Here is a 23,295-nt window from a genome sequence, read left to right on the forward strand (position 1 = left end):
CGCCGGCACCGCTCGGTTATCCTGCTGGTAACGCCGGATACCCTCCGGCACGTCCCGTGGAGCAACGATGACCCGCCATGCCCTTGTCGCGATCGCGTGCCTGATGACCAGCACGACTGCCCTTGCCCAGACCATCGCCTATCCGCAGACCCGCACCGTCAACCAGGTCGACGAACAGTTCGGCGTGAAGGTCGCCGATCCCTATCGCTGGCTCGAAAACGACGTCCGCAACGATCCCGAGGTCGCGGCCTGGGTTGCGGCGGAGAACAAGGTCACTGACGCCTATCTGGCGACGCTGCCCGGCCGGGACATCTTCAAGCGCCGGCTGACCGCGTTGTTCGACTATGAGCGGGTGGGTGTGCCCAATCGCGAAGGCGGCCGGTATTTCTACAGCCGTAATTCGGGGCTGCAGAACCAGTCGGTGCTGTACGTCCGCGACAGCCTGAACGGGCAGGGGCGGGTGCTGATCGACCCCAATGGCTGGTCGAAGGATGGCGCGACCGCGCTCGCCGAATGGTCACCGTCGAAGGACGGCAAGCGGCTGCTCTATTCGATCCAGGACGGCGGCAGCGACTGGCGCAAGCTGCGCGTACTCGACGTCGATACCGGCAAGGTGCTCGACGACCAGATCGACTGGGTGAAATACGGCCTGTCGGCATCGTGGGTGAAGGACGGATCGGGCTTCTACTACGCCCGCTTCCCGACCCCGGAAAAGGGGCAGGAGTTCCAGAGCCAGAACCTGAACGCCAAGGTCTATTTCCACAAGCTCGGCACGCCGCAGAGCGCTGACGGGCTGATCTACGAACGGCCCGACCAGCCGCGCTTCACCTTCTATCCGGGTATCACCGATGACGGCCGCTGGCTCATCATCTCGACCAGCGGTCCGGGTGACCATACCGAAATCACGGTCCTCGACCTGACCAAGCCGGGCGACAAGCCCCGCACCATCGTCAACACCGACAATGTCGACTGGAACCCGGTGGGCACGAAGGACAGCACGCTGTACCTGACCACGACGCAAGGTGCGCCGCGGCTGCGCATCGTCACGCTCGACATGGCCGCCGCCAACCCAAGCCCCGAGGAACTGGTGCCGGAGGACAAGGCGGTGCTGAACGGCGCCTCGCTCGTCGGCGGACGGATCATGGCCGCCTATCTGGTCGATGCGAAGACGGAGGTGAAGCGCTTCACCCTCGACGGCAAGCCGGACGGCACGATCGAACTGCCGGGCATCGGCACGGTCGGCGGCGTCGGCGGCGAACTGGACAATAACGAAGGCTTTTTCGCCTTTTCTAGCTTTGCGACGCCCACCACCATCTATCGCTACGACGTCGCCACGCGGCAGGTCACGCCCTGGGCGACGCCGAAGGTTGCGTTCGATCCGTCGCAATATGACGTGCGCCAGCGCTTCTACACGTCGAAGGACGGGACCAAGGTCCCGATGTTCATCGTCAAGCGCAAGGACGTGACGAAGCCCGCACCGACGCTGCTCTATGCCTATGGCGGGTTCAACGTGCCGATCCTGCCCGGCTTCTCGCCAGGGCGTATCGCGTGGCTCGAACAGGGCGGCGTGCTGGCGGTCGCGAACATTCGCGGCGGCAGCGAATATGGCAAGGAATGGCATGACGGCGGCAAGCTGCTGAACAAGCAGAATGTGTTCGATGACTTCATCGCCGCTGGCGAGGACCTGATCGCGCAGGGCGTGACGGGCAAGGGGCAGCTGGCGATCCAGGGTGGGTCGAACGGCGGCCTGCTGGTCGGTGCGGTCACCAACCAGCGGCCTGATCTGTTCGCCGCTGCCTTGCCGGCGGTGGGCGTGATGGACATGCTGCGCTTCGACCGGTTCACCGCCGGGCGCTACTGGGTCGACGATTACGGTGTGCCGGCGAAGGAAGCGGATTTCCGCAACCTGCTGACCTATTCGCCCTATCACAATGTGAAGGCAGACGTGACCTATCCCGCGATCCTGGCGACGACCGCCGATACCGACGATCGCGTGGTGCCCGGTCATACCTTCAAATACACCGCGATGCTTCAGTCGAAGGACATCGGGCCGAAGCCGCATCTGGTCCGCATTGAAACGCGTGCCGGCCATGGCTCAGGCAAGCCGACCGACAAGGTGATCGAGGAAACCGCCGATCTGTGGGCGTTCATCGCCAAATGGACCGGGCTGGCAGTGAAGCCGATCAACTGACAAATGACGCCGCGCGGGGCTGGCACCCGCGCGGCGCTCTGCTATCGGGGGGCATGAACGAGACCCCCGATTCCATCCTGATCGTCGACTTTGGCAGCCAGGTGACGCAGCTGATCGCGCGTCGCGTGCGCGAGGCCGGAGTCTATTCCGAAATCGCTCCGTTCCAGAAGGCCGAGGAAGCCTTTGCCCGGATGCAGCCCAGGGGCGTGATCCTGTCGGGCGGCCCGGCATCCGTGTGCGACGACGGCAGCCCGCGTGCGCCGCAGGCGATCTTCGATTCGGGCGTGCCGGTATTCGGCATCTGCTATGGTCAGCAGGTGATGACCGCGCAGCTGGGCGGCAAGGTCGAGAAGGGCAATTCGGGCGAGTTCGGCGAGGCCTATATCGAGGTCGGCGACGATTGCGCGATGTTCGACGGCCTGTGGGAAAAGGCCGAACGGCATCAGGTGTGGATGAGCCATGGCGACAAGGTGACGCAGCTCGCCCCCGGTTTCCGCGCGGTCGCGACCAGCCCCGGCGCGCCCTATGCCATCGTCGCCGATGACGATCGCCGCTATTATGGCGCGCAGTTCCATCCGGAGGTCGTGCATACCCCCGATGGCGGCAAGCTGATCGCGAACTTCGCGCGCCATGTCTGCGGCCTCGCCGGCGACTGGACCATGGCCGAGTTCCGCGACGCCAAGATCGCCGAGATCCGCGCGCAGGTGGGCGATGGCAAGGTCATTTGCGGCCTGTCCGGCGGGGTCGATTCGTCGGTCGCCGCGCTGTTGATCCACGAAGCGATCGGCGACCAGCTGACCTGCGTGTTCGTCGATGGCGGCATCCTGCGCGCGGGCGAAGCCGAACAGGTCGTCAGCCTGTTCCGCGGCCACTACAATATCCCGCTGGTCCATGTCGACGCGCAGGACCTGTTCATGGACGGCCTGGCTGGCGTCACCGACCCCGAAGCCAAGCGCAAGTTCATCGGCAAGACCTTCATCGACGTGTTCGAGGCGGAGGCGAACAAGCTGGGCGGGGCGCAGTTCCTCGCGCAGGGCACGCTGTACCCGGACGTGATCGAAAGCGTCAGCTTCACCGGCGGCCCGTCGGTCACGATCAAGAGCCACCACAATGTCGGCGGCCTGCCCGAACGCATGAACATGGCGCTGGTCGAACCCTTGCGCGAACTGTTCAAGGACGAGGTTCGCGCGCTGGGGCGCGAGCTGGGGCTGCCGGACGTGTTCGTCGGCCGCCACCCGTTCCCTGGACCTGGTCTCGCCATCCGCATTCCGGGCGAGGTTACCCGCGAACGCTGCGACATCCTGCGCAAGGCGGACGCGATCTACCTTGAGGAAATCCGCACCGCCGGTCTCTACGACACGATCTGGCAGGCGTTCGCGGTGCTGCTGCCGGTGCGCAGCGTCGGCGTGATGGGCGATGGCCGGACCTACGACAATGTGCTGGCCCTGCGCGCGGTCACCTCGACCGACGGCATGACGGCGCAGGCATTCCAGTTCCCCGGCGACTTCCTGCCGCGCGTGGCGACCCGGATCATCAACGAGGTGAAGGGGATCAACCGCGTCACCTATGACTATACGAGCAAGCCGCCCGGCACGATCGAGTGGGAATGACACGGACTCAAATCGTCCGGGGGACGATTTTTGCCGTGGCATTCGCCCCGCGCGAGCCGGGGTGCGGGCCGGGGCGGAGAGTCGCCCGGTCATTCGGCTGGCGCTGAAAAATAGACTCATATCGTTCGCCTTGAACGTCATCCCAGCGAAGGCTGGGATCTCCCGGTGATAGCGCGGGACAGGAGCCGCCTGAGACCCCAGCCTTCGCGGGGGTGACGATCGTAGTTCAGGGATCACCCGCGACCGACCTTCTGATATTGGCGCGACGCGCCACCGCTAACGCGGCAACCGGATCGTCGCGTTCAGCCCGCCGCCGTCGCGATTCACCAGCATGATCTCACCCCCGGCATCGCGCACGATCGCGCGGGCGAGCGCCAGACCCAGCCCGATCCCGCCGGTGCCCCGGTTGCGCGACGTCTCCAGCCGGGTGAAGGGATCGAACACCGCCTCCATCCGGTCGGCGGGAATGCCGGGTCCGCGATCGGCGACGACGATCGCCACCGACCGCGCGGTCGTTTCCACCCGCACCTCGACCGCGCCGGCATATTTGATCGCATTCTCGATCAGGTTGCGCACCGCGCGCCGCATCAGATTGGGCCGCAGGTGAAGCGGCACCCGCGCCGCCTCCACAAAGTCGACATCATGGCCCAGGTCGCGAAAGTCGTCGACCACCGCATCGACCAGCGCCGCGACATCGACATCGGTCGCCGCCTCGCTCGGTCGTCCCAGCCGCGCCAGCGACAGGATGTCGTCCAGCGTTGCGTTCATCTCGTCGATCGTCTCGACCATCCGCGCGCGGTCGGTATCGTCCTCGACCGATTCGACGCGGACGCGCAGCGCGGCGAGCGGGGTGCGCAGGTCGTGGCCGATCGCGCCGAGCATCCGGTCCTTCTCATCGACCATCGCGTTCACCCGCTGGCCCAGGTCGATGAAGGCGGAAATCAGCAACCGCACATCCTGCGGTCCGGACGGTTCGATCGCGGGCAGCGGCCGCGCGGGGTGAAAGGCACGCGCCGCGCCAGCGAGCAGGCGCAGCGGCTTGGCGATGCGGCGTCCGATCCACAGCACCGGCAACAGTACGATGACATAGAGGATGAAGGTCTGGGCGAGCAGCTGCCACAACAGGCCGCGCTCGGCCATCGGCCATGGGGTATGCGACACCAGCCAGCCGCGCCCCGGCAGTTCGATCGACGCATCCAGCACCGCGCCCATCCGCCGCAACCGATCCGCCCGGCGGCCATTGATTCCGCGCGCGGCGATTTCATCCTCGTCGATCGGGCGGATACGGGCCGCGATCGTGCCGACGCGGATGCCGGCATCGGCAAAGCCCGACCGGATCGCTTCCTCAACATCGCGTTCGGGGGCGCCGCGCATCACGGGCGCGCGATCGGTGACCAGGCGGACGCCACGCATCCGGTCGCGCGGGGTAGCGACCGGCTGTCCCGGCCGCGGGGCGATGCGGCGTTCGGCGGCATCGATCAGCCGGGTCACGGCGGGCAGGGTGATCTCGGCGAAGCGGAACGCCCGCCGCTCGCGCAGCAACAGGCCGAAGTTCAGTGCCTGGGCGACGAACAGTGCGACCGCCACCAGCAGCGCGATCTGTCCCGGCAGGCTGGTCGGCCCCAGCCGCCTCACAGGCGGGTTCTCGATTCGCACCGCTTCACAGGCGCGTCACCTCGGTCGCCAGCGTATAACCGCCGCCCCATACGGTCTTGATGATCTCCGGATTGCGGACGTCGGTTTCGATCTTCTTGCGCAGGCGGCTGACCTGGTTGTCGATCGCCCGGTCGAACGCCGCCGCCTCGCGCCCTTGCGTCAAGTCGAGCAACTGGTCGCGGGTCAGCACCTGGCGCGGGCGGGTGACCAGCGCGTGCAGCAGATTATATTCGCCGGTCGACAGCGGAACCGACACGCCCTCACGGTCGACCAGCGCGCGTTCACCGGTCTTCAGCACCCATCCGGCAAAGGCGAAGGACCCGGCTTCCGGCGCATGTTGCCGGACCGATCCGCCCACTGTCCGCCGCAGCACGACCTTGACCCGCGCCGCCAGTTCGCGCGGGGAAAAGGGTTTTACGACATAATCGTCGGCACCCATTTCCAGCCCGACGATGCGGTCGGTTTCCTCGGTACGTGCGGTCAGCAGGATGACCGGCGTCTCGCTCGTCTCGCGGATATGGCGGCACAGCGACAGGCCATCTTCCCCCGGCATCATGATGTCGAGGATGGCAAGGTCGATGGCATAGGCGTTCAGCCGCGTGCGCGCGCCCTCCGCGTCGCCTGCCTGGGTGACGCGAAAGCCCTGCTTCGTCAGATATTGGGCAAGCGGTTCGCGGATCGATCGTTCGTCGTCGACCAGCAGCAAATGGGGAATTTCGGCCATGTCGGTCATGCTACGCGGCCCATCGTCAGAAGGGAAATACCGGGCGACGCGCAGGGGAGCGGCGTCGCCCGGCAAAGACGTTATTCGGCCGGTTGGCCGCCGCGCCGGGCCATGCGCTGCTCACGCCACTGCTTGCGTTCGGCGGCATCGACCCGACCGTCCTTGTTCGCGTCCTGCCGGTCGAACATGCGGGTGGCCACCGCGCGGAATTCGTCGCGGGTCACGATCCCATCCTTGTTCGTATCGGCGCGCTCCAGCATCCGGTCGCCCCTGTGGCCGCCAGGACCCTGCATCGGGCCGTCGCCGGTCGGCTGCGGACGCTGCGGCATCGCGGCACGTTCGGCTGCGGTGATCTTTCCGTCGTGATCGGTATCGAGCGCGTCGAACCGGCGGTCGGCCCGCGCCAGTGCCTCTTCGCGGGTCAGCACGCCATCGGCCATCGGCCGGGGCGGTTGCGGCGGGGTCTGTGCGGTGACGATCGTGGGCAGGGCGATACCGGCGAGCGAGGCGGCGGCAATCAACGAACGCATGGACGAACCTTTCGAAACAAGGGGCGCACCCCCGGTGGAGAATGCGCCCCTGTCTGACCGACAATTGTCGCCAGCCTTTGTCGACGGCCGCCTGTTTTGTCGCAGCTTGTCGCAGGCGTCAGCCTTTGGCCGGCGTCCCGAACAGGTTGCGGCGCTGTTCCTCGGTCATCGGTTTGCTGCCGTCGTTCACCGCCTTGCCCTTGGCATAGGCGGCGACGGTCGCCGGGCGCGCGGCGATGGCATCGAACCAGCGCTTGAGGTGGGGGAAGTCCTCCAGCTTCTGCCCCTGCGCATCGTGCGGTACGATCCACGGATAGGTCGCCATGTCGGCGATCGAATACGCGCCGGCGATAAAGTCGCGGTCGGCCAGCCGGTTGTCGAGGACGCCGTAGAGCCGCGCGGTTTCGCGGATATAGCGGTCCTGCGCGTAGGGGATTTTTTCGGGCGCATAGATGTTGAAATGATGGTTCTGCCCGGCCATCGGCCCCAGGCCGCCCATCTGCCACATCAGCCACTGGATCGCGTCATAGCGACCCGCGACGTCGGCGGGCAGGAACCGGCCGGTCTTTTCGGCCAGATACAACAGGATCGCACCCGATTCGAAGATCGACAGCGGCGCGCCTCCGCCCAGCGGTTCGTGGTCGACGATCGCGGGCATCCGATTGTTCGGCGCGATGGCGAGGAATTCGGGGCGGAACTGTTCGCCTTTGCCGATGTCCACCGGATGGATGGTGTAGGGCAGGTCGGCCTCTTCGAGGAACAGCGTGATCTTGTGGCCATTGGGCGTGGGCCAATAATGCAGGTCGATCATGGAACGGCTCCGATATGTCAGGACCCGCGCCACATGGGGAGCGCCTGCCCCCCGGCCAAGGCGTCAGCGTGCGAACAACGCCAGCGGCACCGCATCGGCCATCGCGCGATAGCCCGCCATCGATGGGTGGAGGTGATCGCCGGAATCATAGGCCGCAAGCATCCGGTCGGGCCGAGCCGGGTCGCGCAACACCGCATCGAAATCGATTACTGCATCGAAATGGCCCGGCGTGCGGATCCAGCTGTTGATCGCCTGGCGCGCGGCTTCGGCAGCGGCGTCGGGATGGTAATAGTCGTTGCCGACGAACGGGGTGATCGTGCCGCCGATCACCGTCAACTTCAGCGCCCGCGCCCGCGCCACGATCTGGCGATACCCGGCGATCATCTGTTGCACCTGCGCGCGGCGTTCGGCGGGGCTTGCCACCCGGTCACGCCCCAGCCGGCCAAGATCGTTGACCCCTTCGAGCAGGATGACATAGCCCGCACCCGGCTGGCTCGCGACGTCGCTGTCGAACCGGGCGAGCGCGTTGGGGCCGCTGCATTCGGCCAGCAGGCAGTTGCCGCCGATCCCATGGTTCAGCACCGCGACCCCGCGCGTACGGGGCGTGGCGGACAGGCGGCGGGCGAGGCCATCGGTCCAGCGCAGATGCTGTCCGCCGGTCACGCCATAGCCATCGGTGATCGAATCGCCCAATGCGACGATGGCGCGCGCCGCGGGGGTGGCGGTGACCTCCACCGCCGCGATCTGGAACCAGCGTTCCACCGGCTTCGCATCCGCAAATTCCGCCTCGGACAGCCGGTCGCCCGCGATGGTCCAGCTGCGCGTCCGAGCGCCCGGATGCCCGGTCTGCTGGTCGGGCAGGGCGGAAAAGAGCGTGGTGATCGCGAGGTCGGACAAGGGCTTGGCGACAAACTGCACCGGATCGGACCAGAAATCCGCACCGGCGGGAATCTCCACCCCGGCGTCGCCGCCAAAGGTCAGCGCACGGTCGCTGGCGCCGTCGATCGTGGCAGCGGCGGGGCCGGTGGCGACCGCGACATGCGCACCGGCGATCGTCAGCGGCGTCGTCCCGAACCGATTGGTGAAGCGCACCCGCACCGCCCCGCCGCCCAGCGTCAGCCGAACGACCTGCCGAACCGTCACATCGCCCGGTTCCCCCTGGGGCAGGCGCTGCTCGGCGCTCGACCGGATCGGCGACGTCGTCCAGCTCGCAATCCATGGCGCCTTGTCCGCAGGCACGGCAGCAGCGGACAGCCCAAGCAATGCCAAGCCCGCAATGGTCGAAAATATACGCAATCGTTTTCCCCGCACCCAAGTGCAGGCTACCGGCCCGATCGTGTCGTCACAAGTGTATAACTTCGAGTTTCGGCGTTGTTCCAATTGTAACGTGCGAAACCGATCCGCTATGAATCCAGTTATACTGTTTGGCTGGCGCGTTCGTTGCGTTGAATGCCGACGATCAGGGAATGGTGTGTATAGTACGTAAATGGGGAGATCAGCTTATGCCCGGTCATGGCGGCGACGTGATCATGCGGAACGAATCCGATCAACCGACCGTGTCGTCGGCGGATTTTGCCCGACGGTTCGGCCAGCTGCGCCAGATGCAGGATGACGAGGCGATCTTCGTCACGCATCACGGCCGTGCCACCCATGTCCTGACGACCGTGCGCCATTACAACGCCCTGAAGGACGGCGATGCCGAGGGGCGGATCGATCCGGTGTCGGCGACGCCCAGCCTGCAGGACTTTGCCAATTGCCTGACCATCGGCGTGGTGCTGATCGACTATGACCTGCGGGTGCTTGCCGCCAACCATGTGGCCCATGCGCAGCTCGACCGGCAAGAGGGGGAACTGGTCGGGCAACGCATCTTCGAGACGATCCCGGCCCTGCGGGGGTCGCTGGTCGAAACCTATGCCCGCCGCGCCGTCGCCAGCCGGGAACCCAGTTCGGCCGAGATGCCCTCGCTGTTCCGCCGCGACAACTGGATCCGGGTCGACATCCACCCGTTCGTCAGCCACGTCACGATCCTGGTCCATGACATTACCGAGGATATGAAGCGCCATCGCCTGGCCGACATGCGCCAGTCGCTGCGAGAGGCGATCGCCGTGCATGACGGCATCGGCTATGTCTGCCTCAACACGCGCGGCCATATCGACCGGGTGGAGCCGACCTTTTGCGACATGGTCCGCCTGTCGGAGGAGCGGCTGCACCATGTCGCGATGGCCGACCTCGTGCCCGTCGCGCACCGGGTCGCGTTCCGCGAGGCGCTGGACCAGGTGTTGAGCGGCGAGGGCGCCCGTACGATCGACAGCGCGCTGCTGTCGAACGACGGTGCCGCGATTGCAGTGCGCGTCACCATCGCCGAACTGCGCGGCATCTATGGCAACGAAGGGGCGATCGTCCTGCTGACCCGGCGTTAAGGGTCAGCCGACCAGGACCGGCGTGCCGCACCGCACGCCGTCGACCCGCACATCGGCCTGTCCGACATGTACCCCGGCGAGCGCGCCGACCTGTCCCACGACGAGGTCCAGCGCCGGCGCCACCGCGCTCAACGTGTTGCCCAGCGTATTGGTCAGCAGCCCGGTCGACAGCCCCAGGCCCAGCACATTGGCGCGAATGTCGACATTGCGCAGCAGGCTGCTGGCCACGCCAGCGGCGATGTCGTTGGTCCATACCGATTTCATGACATTGCCGTCGATTTCCGCGGCTGTGAAGTTCACCCGCTGCGCATGGACCCCGCCCAGCTGCACGTTCGCCAGACCGGTCAGCGATACCAGCGGCAGCGATACCAGTCGCGCCGCGCGCAGCGTCACCGGCTGCTGGAAATCCGGCAGCTGGGCGGGATCGAGATCGGCGATCGCCGCGCGCCCGACCGATGGCGTGACGTCCAGCGCGACGGTGGCATTGCCCGGCCCGCCGCGACACCCGATCTGCGCCAGCCGCGCCTCCGCCTCCGCCAGCTCGACATAGATCGGCACGCGTACCGATCCCAGGCTGAGCGGCGCGTTCAGCAGCGCGATGTCGATCCACAGCCGGGTCTGCGCACTGCGCACCACGGTCTGCCCGGCCTCGCCAATCGACAGCCAGCGGCTGTTCGCCGGACGCTCGCCGATCTGCAGCCACAGCCGGGTCTGACCGATGCCGGGGATGCCCAGGTTGATCTCGCTCTGCACCTGTCGCGTGCCGCTGGAGATTTGCAGCGCCTCGCGCAGGAACGCATAGGCGTCGGTCTGCACCGGGCGCAACGGGTCGGCAACGCTGCGCCCGCCCAGCGGGCCAAGGTCGATGATCGTGTCCAGCCGGACATTTCGGTTGGGCAGCTTCGCTGCGACCGATCGCAGTACCTGCGCGGCGGTGCTGCTGGTCGTCGCCCCCGCCATCGCCGTCACCAATCTGGGCAGGGTGATGTCGGTCGCCAGCAGTTCGTCGAAACTCGCGACCTGCACGCCGGCACCGCTGCGCAGCAGCTCGGCGGTCTTCAACAGGTCGACCTGTCCCGACACCAGCGCGTTGTAATCCATCACCGACAGCGACAATTCGCTGCCCGCAAGCTGCGACAGCAAGGCGCCGGGCAGGCCGCCCTGCACCGATGCCAGTCGCGTCCCGATCGAGAAGCCGGCCAGGTCGATCCGCGCCGCCGTTGCCCGCGCGCCGATCATGACGTCGCGATAGCCGAAGACCTGGGCAAAGACCGGCTGCACCCTGCTTTCCAGCGCGACCTGCGCCGCATTGCCCGGCGTGCCGTTCGCCAGGAACCGGGCATCCACCGACAACCGGGGATCGCGGGTGAAGCGGCCGGGCGTCATCGTCACCAGCCGGGTCGCATTGTCCGGCGACAGCGTCACCGCCGCCTGCGCCCGCGCGGTCGCATTGTCGAGATCGGCCGCCGCCGCCAGCGCTGCCGCATCGGCCGCACCCTGCAAGCGTCGCTTTTCCAGGTATAGTGTCGCGGTATCGACGCCCAATACCGCCGTACCGGTCAGCATCGCCAGGCCACCCGCCAGGATCATCGCGACATTGCCGTCGCGCCGCGCCGCCAGCCTTAGTATCCTCCGCCCGAACATCGCGCTAGAACCCCGCCAGCACGACGCTGGCCTGCCGCTGGATCACGGTCGTCGCGGCGGGCATGATCGGCAGTTTCAGCAGCGGGTTGGCAGACCCGTCATAGGTGACCTTCACCGTCAGCTGGCGACCGTCATCGTCGACCTTGAGCGATATGTCCTCGCTGCGGATGCCATAGCTGCGCGCGAGCGTCTGCAACGCCCCCTGACTGGCCAGCGTCGCGCGTTCCGAGGGGGTGATCCCGACCAGCGCGGCGCGCGCGCCTTCGTTCGCGCTCTCCTGCACGATGTGGGACATCGCCAGCCAGCTGCCGCCGCTGACGATCCCGAACAGGAAGACGGTGAGGATCGGCAATGCCAGCGCCAGTTCGATCACCGCCGCCCCGCGCCGGTCCGCCGCCACCCGGCGCAGGTGCCGGCCGATGCGGAATTTGCGTAACCTGGCCAATGGCATGGCATGGCCACGGTCCCGTGCGGTGCCGATCCCGCGGCCGGGCGGGGCGACGCTGTTACCCGATACGCGGTAGCAGACCCTGGCGATCATACTGCACTCCTCCCGAACGCCACGATAGCGCGGGGCGGTGACCGGGTGGTTGCGGATAACCGCCTGCGATAAATCGCATTTTGCGTAAAGTATCCGGCAGCTCGCGCGATGCTTTCCCCGATGGGACCGGCCGGACGCGCGCAGCCCGTCATGGCGACGCGGCATTATGGCGCGCGCACCCCGCCCGGCGTCTTGCCGAGGTTCGCGCGAACAGTTACCCGCAACGACGATCCGCCCGCGTCGATGCGGGCTCTGCCAGATGTGAACGGGTATCGATACGTGACTGCTGCCAATCGAGCGACGGAATCCAGGCTGTGGTGGCTGGGGGACCGGATGGCGGTGCTGGTCCTCGGCCTGATCGCCGGGTTCGTCGTCGGCCTGTCCTTTGCCGGCGATGGCCGGATCGCCCTGCCGGGATCGCCGGCGCCGGCCGCCTCGCCCGTGCCGCCGGTCGCGCCCGGCGCTTCTTCGACCGGAACCGATGCCGCACCGGCAACGCCCACCACCGTACCGGCGGTCGCCGCGCGCACCGTCGACGGGCCGATCGACCCGCAGGTCGTCGCCCGCATGAAGCGCGACGGCGTGCTGCGCGTCGGCGTGTTCGGCGACAGCTTTGGCAACGGCATCTGGGACGCGCTGTATCGACAGCTGCCGAAGGATGACGGGTTCGAGGTGCTGAAGTTTGCCAAGGAAGCGACCGGCTTCACCCGCTACCGTGTCCTCGACCTCGAAAAGCGCGCCCGCGAACAGCTAGCGACGCAGCCGGTCGATGCGGCCGTCATCAGCTTCGGTGCGAACGATGCGCAGGCGGTGTTTGCCGATGGTCATCTCCATCCGTTGATGAGCGACGGCTGGAAGCAGGTGATCGGCGACCGCATCGACGCATTCGTCGCGGCGGTGCGCTCGACCGGTGCGGTCGTCTATTGGGTCGGCCTGCCGGTGATGCGCGATCCCAAGCTCGACGTCGAGATGCAGGCGATGGATGCGTTCTACGCCGATCACATGCGGCGCCTTGGCGTGCCGTTCCTCGATTCCCGGCCGCTGACGTTGGACGCGGAGGGGAAGTACAACGCCTATCTGCCCGACCTGAAGACGGGCAAGCCGATGCTGATGCGTACCGGTGACGGGTTGCATATGATCGGTGTCGGATACCAGCGCCTGACCAGCAGCGTCGCCACCGACCTGCGCCGCTATGCCGATCGCACCCGCCGTGAAGCGGGGCGGCCGCTACCGACCCCGACCCCGACCGAGGCAGCGCGCTGATGTCGGCGCTGTTCGCTATCGCACTGGCGCAGGCGGCGACCGCCGAGGGATGCATCGGTGGCCTGTGCGATGCGGAACGGCTCCGCCCGTTCCTTGAAAAACTGTCGACGGCGCGCAGCGCACCCGAACCGGTCCGCATCCTCCAGATTGGCGACAGCCACACCGCCGGCGACCAGATCACCGGCAGCTGGCGCACGATCCTGCAGACCCGCTATGGCCGGGCGGGGCGCGGCGCCTTGCCCCCCGGTCGGCCCTATGCCGGCTATCTGACCCGTGACATCACCGCGGGCCAATCGATTGGCTGGAGCGTCAACGGCATCTTCGGCGCGGCTTGGTCGCCGACCAGCAATGTCCGGCTGGGGTTGAGCGGCTATAGTCTGACCACAGCACAACCCGGCGCGACCGTGACGCTCAGCGCGGATAACGGTCGCAACTTCGACCGACTGACCGTCTGTGCGCTCAGCGGGCCGGGGCAGGGCACGTTGCAGCTGAGCCTCGGGGCGGCCGTCGTATCGTGGCCGCTGGTGGGAGCGGAGCCCGGCAGCCGCTGCCGCACGCTGGATGGCAATGGTGAGGCGACGATCGCGTCGGCGACCGTCATCGGCGGACCGGTGACGGTCACGTCGTGGAGTACCGAACGGCGGATGGGCGGCGGGGTGATCCTGTCGAACCTGGGGACGGTCGGCGCGCAGTTCACGCATTTCGGGCGGACCGACGATCGCGTCGTCGCGACCGAACTCGGCGCCTATCGCCCCGACCTGATCGTTATCGCCTTTGGTACGAACGAAGCGTTCCGACCCGGCTTTTCGGCCAGCGCCTATGAGGCATCGTTGCGTTCGGACCTGACGCGGCTGCGGCGATTGTCGCCCGGCGTGCCCATGCTGTTGATCGGCGCGCCCGATTCCGCGACGAAGCTGCCCGGCCTGCAAACCGGCGAGAGCGGCACGAGCAGCCCGTGCAGCGGCAATGGCGAATGGCGTCCGACCGCCGCACTGTCGTCGGTACAGGCGATCCAGCGGCGACAGGCCAGGGCGTTCGGTATCGCCTATTGGGACTGGGCGCAGCGTATGGGCGGCCGCTGCGTCGCCGATGGATGGACGCAAGGGGCAAGCCCGCTGATGCGCGGCGACCATGTGCATTTCACCAGTCGCGGCGGGGCGGAAATCGCGCGGCTGCTGCAGGCCGACCTGGACGCGGCGATGACCCGGATCGTCAGCTCGGCCGGGGAACCCGGCTGGTCGACCCCTGCCTATCCGACGACGGTTCGCTAAATGCTGTTCCCTACGCTCAGCTTCGGGCTGTTCTTCCTTGTCGTCTATGGTGTTGCCTGGTCGCTGGGGCGCTCGAACGAATGGCGCAAGATCGCGCTGCTGCTGGCCAGCTGGTTCTTCTACGGTGCATGGGACGCGCGGTTCGTCGCGCTCCTGTTCGTCTCCGCCTTCGTCAACTGGGCGCTGGCGCAGGCGATCGTTCGCAGCGATGACGATCGCACCGGGCGCGCGCTGGTTACGGTCGGCGTGGTCGCCAATCTGGGAGTGCTGGGTTATTTCAAATATGCCGGCTTCTTCCTCGAACAACTAACCGCCTTGCTGACCCCGCTTGGCTTCGGCCGCGACCTGCCGCTGTTGCAGGTAGTGTTGCCGGTCGGCGTGTCGTTCTTCACCTTTCAGGCGATTTCCTATCTGGTCGACGTCCATCGCCGGCGCATCCCGGCGGCGAACCTGCTCGACCTGACGCTGCTGATGTCGTTCTTCCCGCATCTGGTTGCGGGGCCGATCGTGCGCGGCGCGGACCTGCTGCCGCAGTTCCGTCGCGTGCCGACGATCGATCGCGGGACGGTTGCCGCTGCGCTCCTGCTGATCCTCTGGGGTCTGTTCAAGAAGGCGGTGATCGCGTCGCAGCTGGCCGGAGCGCTGGTCGATCCGGCGTTCTTCGACCCGACCAGTCGATCGAGCTTCGACCTGCTGATCGGCGCCTATGGCTATGCGGTGCAGATCTACTGCGACTTTTCCGCCTATTCCGACATGGCGATCGGGCTGGCGGCGCTGCTCGGCTACACGTTTCCGCGCAATTTCGACCAGCCCTATCGCGCCGCGTCGCTCCAGGATTTCTGGCGGCGTTGGCATATCAGCCTGTCGAGCTGGCTGCGCGACTATCTCTACATTCCGCTGGGCGGCAGCCGGAAGGGGCCAGTGCGCACCTATATCAACCTGTTCCTGACGATGCTGCTGGGCGGGTTGTGGCATGGTGCCAGCTGGGCGTTCGTCATCTGGGGCGCGCTGCATGGCGGCTGGCTGGCGATCGAGCGGTTCTGGGCGCGGCATCGCCCCGCCGGTCTGCCCAAGGCGCCGCGCTGGGCCGGTATCCTGCTGACCTTCCACATCGTCGTGCTGGGCTGGATTTTCTTCCGTGCGCAGGGCGAGGGGGAAGCATTCGCCTATCTGGGGCAGCTGTTCGCCGGTGACTGGCGCAATACGCTGGTGACGCCGCTGTCGCTGGCGCTGGTCGTCATCGGGCTTGCCATCCACGCGGTGCCGGCCGGCATTCTCCAGCGGTCGGCGGCGCGGGTGCGCCATCATGCCGCGCCGGTCATCGGCCTGTCGCTGGGCGTGCTGATCCTGATCGTCGACGCGATGCGGCCCGAAGGGGTCGCGCCGTTCATCTACTACCAGTTCTGAGCCGGAGCCGCACATGACCACAGGTGCCGAACAGGGGGAGATCGTCGAGGTCGGATCGCCGGTGCAGGTCGCCCCCGACCCGATCGACAGCGTGCGGCCCTTTGCGTGGATGACGACGATCATCGCCACCGCGACGCTGTTGCTGGGTCTGTTCAACGCCCATGCGATCGCAGCGTGGTTCGACGAACTGCCGCCGTCGCCCTATACCGAACCGTTGCGCGCACCGATCGCCGCCTGGGCCGCTACGACCGCCCGGCTGGGCCTTGATACGCCGCGCGCGGCGGTGCGGAGCCGGTGGGAAAAGGCGCAGGCCGCGCGGTTCGGGAGCGAGCAGCCGGGTGAGGACGGCGCGCAGTAGCCGTCTATTTCTCCCACTCCCACTCCCACTCCGTTCGCTTCGAGCGCAGGTTCGAGCTTGTCGAGAACCGAAGTCGAGAAGGGGGTGCCCCAAACGACCAGGTTCTCGACTGCCGCTTCTCGACAAGCTCGAAGCTGCTCGAACCGAACGGAGAGCGTGTGAAGGGTGATCCACAAACGGCAACGCCCGCGCGAGCATGGCTCGGCGCGGGCGTTGCGGGGTTCCTGCCACAAGCAGGAGCGGTTCAGCGGTAGAAGGTGTGGTCGGCGATCTGCGCGACGCGGGTGCGCTTCGGGAACGATGCGCCGGCGGAATGAAAGAACAGCGCGCCCGGTGCGACATCCTCGTCCTTGCCGCTCAGCGTGCGCTTGGCGATCTCGACGGCGGTGTTCCAGCGGCCATTGTTGCGCGGGGGATCATAGGCATCGACGTTGAAGAACTGGCCGCGCTGCTTGACCACGCCACAGGCGCTGCTGGCGAAGCGACCGCTCTTCATGCGGGCGCGGATGACCTGGGCCACGGCCTGCTGGCCTTTGTGCGGCTGGTTGCCGGCTTCATGCACGACGACCTTCGCGACGCATTCGACTTCGGATTTGTCGAGATTGGCGACGTCCGCGTCGGCGGCGTCGCTCGGCGCTGCCTCAGGGGCGGCGGTTTCGGTGGGGAGGGGCTGCACCACCGGGGTCGGCGCTGCAAAGGTAACGGGGGTGGAAGCGGGGGCGATCGGTGCCGGTTGCTGTACGACCGGGAGTTCGGGATCCGTGTTCATCGCGACATGGGCGCTCGCTACGCCACTTGCCGCGGTCAGGCTCCACAACACCAATACGGACCAACGCTTGTTCATTCCCACTCATCGCTTGTGCGCAAGGGTGCCCGCCATCGGCCGCGGAAACGCGGACAAAAGGAAGCGGCCGTCGGGAACCCCCACGTCTCGCCGTCCAACTTCCGCTTCTTGGTAGAGGGCGGATGGCCGGACCGGCTGAAACTGCGATTTCCCTTCGTCCCGGCGCGGCAAACTGTCAACGCAACCACCGTTCATCGGCGACGAACCGTTGGTTCCATCCGATCAAACCACGTCCGAAACGACAAATGGATCGACTGTAAACGGACAGAAACCATGTTCTTGTCGCGGCTTTGTCGCGAACCGTCTCTAGGATCGTCCGGTCACGACTCGTTCGGACTATTGCGCCTGTTCGCCGCGCTCCTCGTCAAAACTGTCGAGCAACCAGCGTCGAAATTCCGCCATCGCCCGCCCCGGCGGCCGTGATTTGAGGCGCGTCAGCCAATAACGATCGGTCGCCGCCTCAATCCCGAAGGGGCGCACGATCCGTCCACTGTCCAGTTCGCGCCGAAACATCGCCGGCGGGGCGAGCGCGACCCCTTCGCCCAGCATCGCCGCCTGCACCATCACCAGCGACGAATCGAACAACGGCCCATGCAGCGCGCCGACCTCCAGTCCGGCCGCCGCGAACCATGCCGGCCAGTCCTGCGCGCGATAGGACCGCAGCAGGGTGGTCCGCAGCAGGTCGGTTGGGCCGCGCAACGTCTGCGCCACGGCGGGCGAGCAGAGCGGCGTCAGCGGCGCGGGGCAGATCGCATCCGCCACCACGCCATGCCATGCGCCGTCGCCGAAGCGGATCGCGCAATCCAGCCCTTCGGCGACCAGATCGACCTGGTTGTTGTTGGTCAGCAGCCGCAGGTCTATGCCCGGACAGGCGGCCCGAAACGCCGGCAGCCGTTCGAGCAGCGCCCCGACCGCGAACGTGCCGACTGCGCTGACCGTCAACACCTCGCGCACGCCGCCGCTGTCGAACCGGTCGAACAGCCGGTCGATCGCCCCGAACGATGCGACCAGCGTCGGCGCCAGTGCCATCCCTTCGTCGGTCAGCAGCAGTCCGCGATTGGATCGCCGGAACAGCGTGACGCCAAGGCGCGCCTCCAGCGCCTTGATCTGGTGGCTGACGGCGGCCTGGGTCACGCACAGCTCGTCGGCGGCACGGGTAAAGGACAGGTGGCGCGCCGATGCCTCGAACGCGCGCAGGGCATTGAGGGGGACCGGAGCGCGCGCCATGGAGTCTGAGATTTCCTAAGGATCGAACCGAGATATGATCCTTTGTCCGCCGAGCGATTTGCCGTCAATTCCCATGCCGACATTGCATGACGAAGGGACGCCAACATGAAAATTCATACCCTGATCCGGGAAGGGCTGGCGCTGGCCGCGTTGTTGGCGACGGGACCGGCGCTGGCGGCAGACCCGCCCGAATGGACCACGCCGACCGAACCGTTCCGGATCGCCGACAACCTTTATTATGTCGGGACGAGGGGGCTTGCCGCCTATCTGATCGTGTCGCGCGACGGCGCGATCCTGCTTGACGGGCCGATGGATCGCAACGTCGCGTCGATCGAACGCAATATCCGGCGGGTCGGGGTGCCGCTCGATCGGGTAAAGCTGATCGTCAGCAACCATGCGCATGACGATCACGTCGGTGGCATCGCCCGGATCAAGCGGGACACCGGCGCACGCTTCCTTGCCAGCGCGGGGGATCGCTGGGCGCTGGAACACGGCACCAGCCGGGGCGACACCAACTATGGCGTGCGCCGCTATCCGGCGGTCAAGGTCGATGGGGTGATCCGCGATGGCCAGGTCGTGCGACTGGGCGACGTTGCACTCACCGCCCATCTGACACCGGGCCATACGCCGGGCTGCACCAGCTGGTCGATGGTCGTGCGCGACGCGGGCAAACCGCGCCGGGTGCTGTTCCCGTGCAGCATCACGGTCGCGGGCAACCGCCTGGTCGGCAATCGCGGCTATCCGGGGATCGTCGCCGATTTCCGCAGGACCTTCGCCCGGCTGGCAACGATGCGGGCGGACATCGTCCTGCCCGGCCATCCGGAGGCCGCCGACGTGATCGAGCGGGGCAAGCGTCGCAGCGCGGGGCAGGCCGACGCCTTTTTCGATCCGCAGCTGCTGCCGCGCATGGTCGCCGAACAACGCGCCGCGTTCGAAACGGAACTGGCAAAGGCACGGCGATCGGCGCGATAGGGTCAGGGGTCGGGCGGCCCGTCCCCCGGTGAATGCAGCATCCCGCCATAGATGCCGGTGTCCGATCCGGGGATGGCGATCACGTCCAGCGATCGGCGGTAAAAGGCTTCCGGCCCGACGCCGCCGATGATCGCATAGCCATATTCCATGGCACGCATGTCATGGAGCGTCGCGAACAGTAGCGCTTCCCCCACGCCCAGCCCGCGCGCGGCGGGGTCGACGCCGGTCGGCCCGAAAAAGCCGCGCATCGTGCAGTCATAGCAGGCAAAGCCGATCACCGCCTGATCCTTGACCGCGATCCACAGGGTCGTGACCGGGCGGGTGAAGGCGCGGGCGGCCTCGCTGCGCCATGCCGGGCCGAACTGCGCGACGATCCACGCCAGAACGACATGCCGCTCCGCCGCCATCGCCCGCCGGATGACGATGCCGCGCTCCGCCACCGCCGGGCGTGGCGCAACCGTCGGCAGGTCGTAAAGGCGGACGAGCAGGTCGGTCATGGTGGTATCTTTCCTTTGCGACGATAACGCTTCGCGACCCCGAAGATGGTATCGGTTAGTCCCGGCGCGCGATAGGGTGTCGGCGATGCCGTCGCACCCGCCCCTTCCGCCGCGCAGCCGCTTGTTCCGGTGGGGCTGGATCGCGCTCGGCTGGCTGTTCGTGGGGCTGGGCATCATCGGCGCGCTGCTACCGGTCATGCCGACCACGATCTTCCTGATCCTGGCGGCTGGCTGCTTTGCGAGGGGATCGCCCCGATGGGAGCGCTGGCTGCTCGACCATCCCCGCTTCGGACCGACCCTGACCGCATGGCGTCGCGATGGCGCGATCGGCCGGCGGGCCAAGGGGATGGCGTGTGCCGGGATCGCGGTCGGCTATGCCATGTTCCTGTTCGGCGCGCGGCCCGGCTTCGCCCTCGCGCTGATCGTTGCGGGCATCATGGCCGCATGTGCCGCCTATATCGTGACCCGGCCTGCGCCGACCGCTTGACGGGGCAAACCCGCGACCGTCCCCGTTCCGATCGGCTCCGGCTCCTTGACCGGATCGAGCGACAATACCGGCGCGACCAGCGTATGCAGGCTGAGTTCCAGTTCGGCATTGCGGAACGGCTTGGTCAGCCGGGGAATATCGGCATCGATCCCGCCCGCATCGGCATAGCCCGACACGATCAGTACCGGCAGCGCGGGATGGCTCTGCCGCAGCCGGCGGGCCAGGTCGGCGCCGCTCATCCCCGGCATCAGGTGATCGGTAATCAGCACATCGGGGGCAAGGCCGGCATCGATCAGGTGCAATGCGTCCTCCGCCGATGCCGCCTCGACCACGCTATAGCCGAGGTCGGCCAGCATGTGCGCGGTACTCATCCGCACCACGTCTTCGTCATCGATCAGCAGCGCGGTGACCAGCCGGGTCGGGAGCGGCGGCTGGCCGTCCGTCGGGCGGTCCTCCTCGCACGGCGCGATCGCGCTGACCGGCAGCCACAGGCAGATGCTGGTGCCGCTCCCCGGCCTGCTCTCGATGGTCAGCCCGCCGCCCAATTGCGCGGTCAGCCCATGGACCATCGATAGGCCGAGGCCCGTGCCCTTGCCGACGCCCTTGGTCGAAAAAAACGGTTCGATCGCGCGCTGCAGCGTGGCCTCGTCCATGCCGCAGCCGGTGTCGCTGACGCTCAGCCGGATATAATGACCGCGCGACAGCCCCGGCACGTCGCCGCTGCGGACGCTGCGGCGGCAGGCGGCGATGGTCAGCGTGCCGCCCTCGGGCATCGCGTCGCGCGCATTCACCGCCAGGTTCAACAGCGCCATCTCCAGCTGGTTGAGATCGGCATGGGCCGGCGGCAGGTCGTCCAGCTCGAGCGCGATGGCGATGGTCGGGCCGACCGTGGTTTCGATCAGCCCGGTCATGTTGTCGATGACCTTTGCCACATCGACCCCGGTCGGTTGCAACGGCTGGCGACGGGCGAAGGCGAGCAGCCGCTGCACCAGCATTTTGGCGCGTTCGGCCGATTGCAGCGCCCCTTCGATCAACCGGCGCTCGCGGTCGGTGCCGACGCCCTTGCGCACCAGCATGTCCAGCGACCCGATGATCGGGGTCAGCAAATTGTTGAAATCATGCGCGACGCCGCCGGTCAGGCTGCCCATCGCTTCCATCTTCTGGCTCTGGCGCAGCGCGTCGCGGGCGATCTCCAGATCGGCCTCACGTTCCTTCGCATCGGTCAGGTCGCGGCCGACCGCGACGAAATTCGCCCCGTCCGCTTCGGGCGCGAGGGTCCATTCGATATGCTTCCATCCGCCCGCCTGCGTCGCGATCCGGTTTTCGAACCGGGTCGGGCGGCGGGTCGCGGCCATCTGCGCGATCGCGGCCGAGGTGTGCGGTACGTCGTCGGGATGCATGAAGCGGGCATAGCCGCGCGACAGCAGTTCGGTCTCGCTCCAGCCGAGTACCCGCGACCATGCCGGGCTGACCGCTGACATCATCCCGTCATAGCCGGCGCGGGCGAGCATGTCCTGCGACAGGGTCCACAGCCGGTCGCGCTCGGCCGAGCGAACCGCGACCTGCTCTTCGAGCGTTTCGTTCAGCTGGCGCAGTTCCTCCTCGGCGCGTGCCCGCTCGACCGCGCTCTTGACCCGCTCGCCGACTTCCTGGACCAGGCGTTGCTCGGCGGCGGTCCAGGCGCGGGGCGTCGCCGACTGGACGGCCAGCACACCGACCCATTCGGTTTCGTCGAACAACAGCACGTCGATGAACGCGCCCACCCGCCGTTCGGCCAGGCCGGCGCGCGCGACCTCGCTCAACTGCGGATTGCCCGGCACGTCGGTAACGACCAGCGGCGCGCCACACCGGTACGCATCCAGCAATCCCGGCCCGAACGACGCCAGCGAATGCGCGCCTGCCAGCGACTGCACCCCCTGGCAATAATCGCAGTCGACCGTCATCAACAGGTCGCTGCTGATCTCGGCATAGAAGACGCGGTTCGCGTTCAGCCACCGCCCCAGCCGCTCGGCGGCCAGCGTCATGATGTCGTTGCGGGTGGCAAGCGGGCGCAGCGCATCGGCCAGCGACAACAGGAACTGCGTCCTACGCGCGCTGTTCACCCGCTCGGTCGTCTCGGCCAGGATGCAGATCATGCCGGCCGGATCGCCGCGTTCGTCGAGGACCGGCGAATAGTCCAGGTCCATCCACACCTGATCCGGCTGACCATGGCGCCACAGCGTCAGTTCCTGATCCTGATAGCGCAGCGTACCGCCCGCCAATCCGACGCGCATCACGTTGTCGTTGAATGCGGCGACCTCGGGCCAGCCCTCGCGCACCTTCGATCCCAGCAGTTGCGGGTGCCGCCCGCCCGCAAAGGCCGAATAGGCGTCGTTGTAGAGCATGACCCCATCGACGCCCCACAGCATCACGATTGGCACTGGCGATCGCAGCATCAGCGCGGTGGCAGTCTTCAGGCTCTGGGGCCAGCCATCGATCGACCCCAGCGGCGTCCGGCGCCAGTCCAGTGCCGCGATCAGCGCCGCGCAGTCGCCGCCGCCCGCCAGGAACGCATACCGGTCCGGCTGATGCGTGATTTCGACGATGCGTAGGTCCGACATGGGAAGCGATGAATCCTGCAAGAACGCCCGTCGGGACGGACCGGCCGGTGCCGGTTCTCCATAAAAGCGTTGTGGCATGGTAATGCAATCGGCCTTTCGAAGGAACTGCTGGGCATGGATAACGCGGGACGACCGCGGTCGGTGCCAGAGTTGTGCGGAAATGCCGTTGTGGCAGCGTGCCCACCACGCTGGTCGCCTCCTGCCATGATGCGGGGCAGGGCGCTTGCGATGTACCGGAACCT

At 67.2% G+C, this 23,295-nt stretch carries 20 protein-coding genes; 9 read left to right on the forward strand and 11 right to left on the reverse strand.

Annotated elements, in window-relative coordinates; all coding sequences use genetic code 11:
- Positions 1-67 precede the first annotated feature (67 nt).
- Both QZ755_RS12795 and guaA read left to right on the forward strand, forming a co-directional pair.
- Complete coding sequence (locus QZ755_RS12795; protein ID WP_294323404.1) at positions 68-2,191, forward strand: prolyl oligopeptidase family serine peptidase; 2,124 nt, start codon at positions 68-70, stop codon at positions 2,189-2,191.
- Between the two features lie 53 nt (positions 2,192-2,244).
- Complete coding sequence (gene guaA, locus QZ755_RS12800; protein WP_294323406.1) at positions 2,245-3,801, forward strand: glutamine-hydrolyzing GMP synthase; 1,557 nt, start codon at positions 2,245-2,247, stop codon at positions 3,799-3,801.
- A 276-nt stretch (positions 3,802-4,077) separates the two neighbouring features.
- Here the strand turns inward: guaA and QZ755_RS12805 are convergent, their stop codons facing one another.
- The 5 genes from QZ755_RS12805 to QZ755_RS12825 form a co-directional block, all read right to left on the reverse strand.
- Positions 4,078-5,436 (reverse strand): HAMP domain-containing sensor histidine kinase, encoded by a 1,359-nt coding sequence (locus tag QZ755_RS12805; RefSeq protein WP_294323407.1) that lies wholly within the window; start codon positions 5,434-5,436, stop codon positions 4,078-4,080.
- A gap of 25 nt (positions 5,437-5,461) precedes the next feature.
- A complete protein-coding gene (locus tag QZ755_RS12810; RefSeq protein ID WP_294323465.1) occupies positions 5,462-6,181 on the reverse strand; it encodes a response regulator in 720 nt (239 codons plus the stop codon).
- Between the two features lie 80 nt (positions 6,182-6,261).
- Positions 6,262-6,711 carry an EF-hand domain-containing protein gene (locus QZ755_RS12815; protein WP_294323409.1) on the reverse strand — a complete coding sequence of 150 codons (450 nt, stop codon included), beginning with the start codon at positions 6,709-6,711 and terminating at the stop codon, positions 6,262-6,264.
- A 118-nt stretch (positions 6,712-6,829) separates the two neighbouring features.
- On the reverse strand, positions 6,830-7,522 hold the full coding sequence (locus QZ755_RS12820) for a glutathione binding-like protein (protein ID WP_294323410.1): 693 nt from the start codon (positions 7,520-7,522) through the stop codon (positions 6,830-6,832).
- 63 nt (positions 7,523-7,585) lie between these two features.
- A complete protein-coding gene (locus tag QZ755_RS12825; RefSeq protein ID WP_294323412.1) occupies positions 7,586-8,818 on the reverse strand; it encodes an SGNH/GDSL hydrolase family protein in 1,233 nt (410 codons plus the stop codon).
- A 260-nt stretch (positions 8,819-9,078) separates the two neighbouring features.
- Here QZ755_RS12825 and QZ755_RS12830 point away from each other — a divergent pair, with 260 nt between their 5' ends.
- Complete coding sequence (locus QZ755_RS12830) at positions 9,079-9,942, forward strand: PAS domain-containing protein (RefSeq protein WP_294323413.1); 864 nt, start codon at positions 9,079-9,081, stop codon at positions 9,940-9,942.
- 3 nt (positions 9,943-9,945) lie between these two features.
- On the opposite strand, the gene QZ755_RS12835 is transcribed toward QZ755_RS12830, so the two are convergent.
- Entirely contained in the window at positions 9,946-11,586 is a 1,641-nt protein-coding gene (locus QZ755_RS12835; RefSeq protein ID WP_294323415.1) for a pilus assembly protein TadG-related protein, read from the reverse strand.
- 4 nt (positions 11,587-11,590) lie between these two features.
- Entirely contained in the window at positions 11,591-12,127 is a 537-nt protein-coding gene (locus tag QZ755_RS12840) for a TadE/TadG family type IV pilus assembly protein (RefSeq protein WP_294323418.1), read from the reverse strand.
- A gap of 279 nt (positions 12,128-12,406) precedes the next feature.
- Here QZ755_RS12840 and QZ755_RS12845 point away from each other — a divergent pair, with 279 nt between their 5' ends.
- Genes QZ755_RS12845 through QZ755_RS12860 form a run of 4 tightly spaced genes read left to right on the forward strand, consistent with a single transcriptional unit; the run spans position 12,407 to position 16,426 of the window.
- A complete protein-coding gene (locus QZ755_RS12845; protein WP_294323420.1) occupies positions 12,407-13,390 on the forward strand; it encodes a GDSL-type esterase/lipase family protein in 984 nt (327 codons plus the stop codon).
- Complete coding sequence (locus tag QZ755_RS12850; RefSeq protein WP_294323422.1) at positions 13,390-14,661, forward strand: GDSL-type esterase/lipase family protein; 1,272 nt, start codon at positions 13,390-13,392, stop codon at positions 14,659-14,661. The genes QZ755_RS12845 and QZ755_RS12850 overlap by 1 nt, the downstream gene beginning before the upstream one ends.
- Positions 14,662-16,068: an MBOAT family protein gene (locus QZ755_RS12855; protein WP_294323425.1), complete on the forward strand. Its 1,407-nt coding sequence runs from the start codon at positions 14,662-14,664 to the stop codon at positions 16,066-16,068.
- A 13-nt stretch (positions 16,069-16,081) separates the two neighbouring features.
- Entirely contained in the window at positions 16,082-16,426 is a 345-nt protein-coding gene (locus QZ755_RS12860) for a hypothetical protein (RefSeq protein WP_294323428.1), read from the forward strand.
- Between the two features lie 244 nt (positions 16,427-16,670).
- Here QZ755_RS12860 and QZ755_RS12865 read toward each other — a convergent pair whose 3' ends face one another.
- Positions 16,671-17,270, reverse strand: a complete 600-nt coding sequence (locus tag QZ755_RS12865; protein ID WP_294323429.1) for a cell wall hydrolase — start codon at positions 17,268-17,270, stop codon at positions 16,671-16,673.
- Between the two features lie 336 nt (positions 17,271-17,606).
- Positions 17,607-18,497 carry a LysR substrate-binding domain-containing protein gene (locus tag QZ755_RS12870; RefSeq protein WP_294323433.1) on the reverse strand — a complete coding sequence of 297 codons (891 nt, stop codon included), beginning with the start codon at positions 18,495-18,497 and terminating at the stop codon, positions 17,607-17,609.
- A gap of 105 nt (positions 18,498-18,602) precedes the next feature.
- Between QZ755_RS12870 and bla the strand changes: the two genes are divergently transcribed.
- Positions 18,603-19,469 carry a subclass B3 metallo-beta-lactamase gene (gene bla / locus QZ755_RS12875; protein WP_294323436.1) on the forward strand — a complete coding sequence of 289 codons (867 nt, stop codon included), beginning with the start codon at positions 18,603-18,605 and terminating at the stop codon, positions 19,467-19,469.
- A gap of 2 nt (positions 19,470-19,471) precedes the next feature.
- On the opposite strand, the gene QZ755_RS12880 is transcribed toward bla, so the two are convergent.
- Positions 19,472-19,966, reverse strand: a complete 495-nt coding sequence (locus tag QZ755_RS12880) for a GNAT family N-acetyltransferase (protein WP_294323441.1) — start codon at positions 19,964-19,966, stop codon at positions 19,472-19,474.
- Between the two features lie 85 nt (positions 19,967-20,051).
- On the opposite strand from QZ755_RS12880, the gene QZ755_RS12885 reads away from it, so the two are divergent.
- Positions 20,052-20,453, forward strand: a complete 402-nt coding sequence (locus QZ755_RS12885; protein WP_294323446.1) for a YbaN family protein — start codon at positions 20,052-20,054, stop codon at positions 20,451-20,453.
- Here QZ755_RS12885 and QZ755_RS12890 read toward each other — a convergent pair.
- Positions 20,420-23,053, reverse strand: coding sequence for an ATP-binding protein (locus QZ755_RS12890; protein ID WP_294323448.1), 2,634 nt, complete (start codon positions 23,051-23,053; stop codon positions 20,420-20,422). The two genes, QZ755_RS12885 and QZ755_RS12890, sit on opposite strands and share 34 nt — an antisense overlap.
- Positions 23,054-23,295: the final 242 nt, after the last annotated feature.

Source organism: uncultured Sphingomonas sp., from assembly GCF_913776855.1.
GTDB lineage: Bacteria > Pseudomonadota > Alphaproteobacteria > Sphingomonadales > Sphingomonadaceae > Sphingomonas.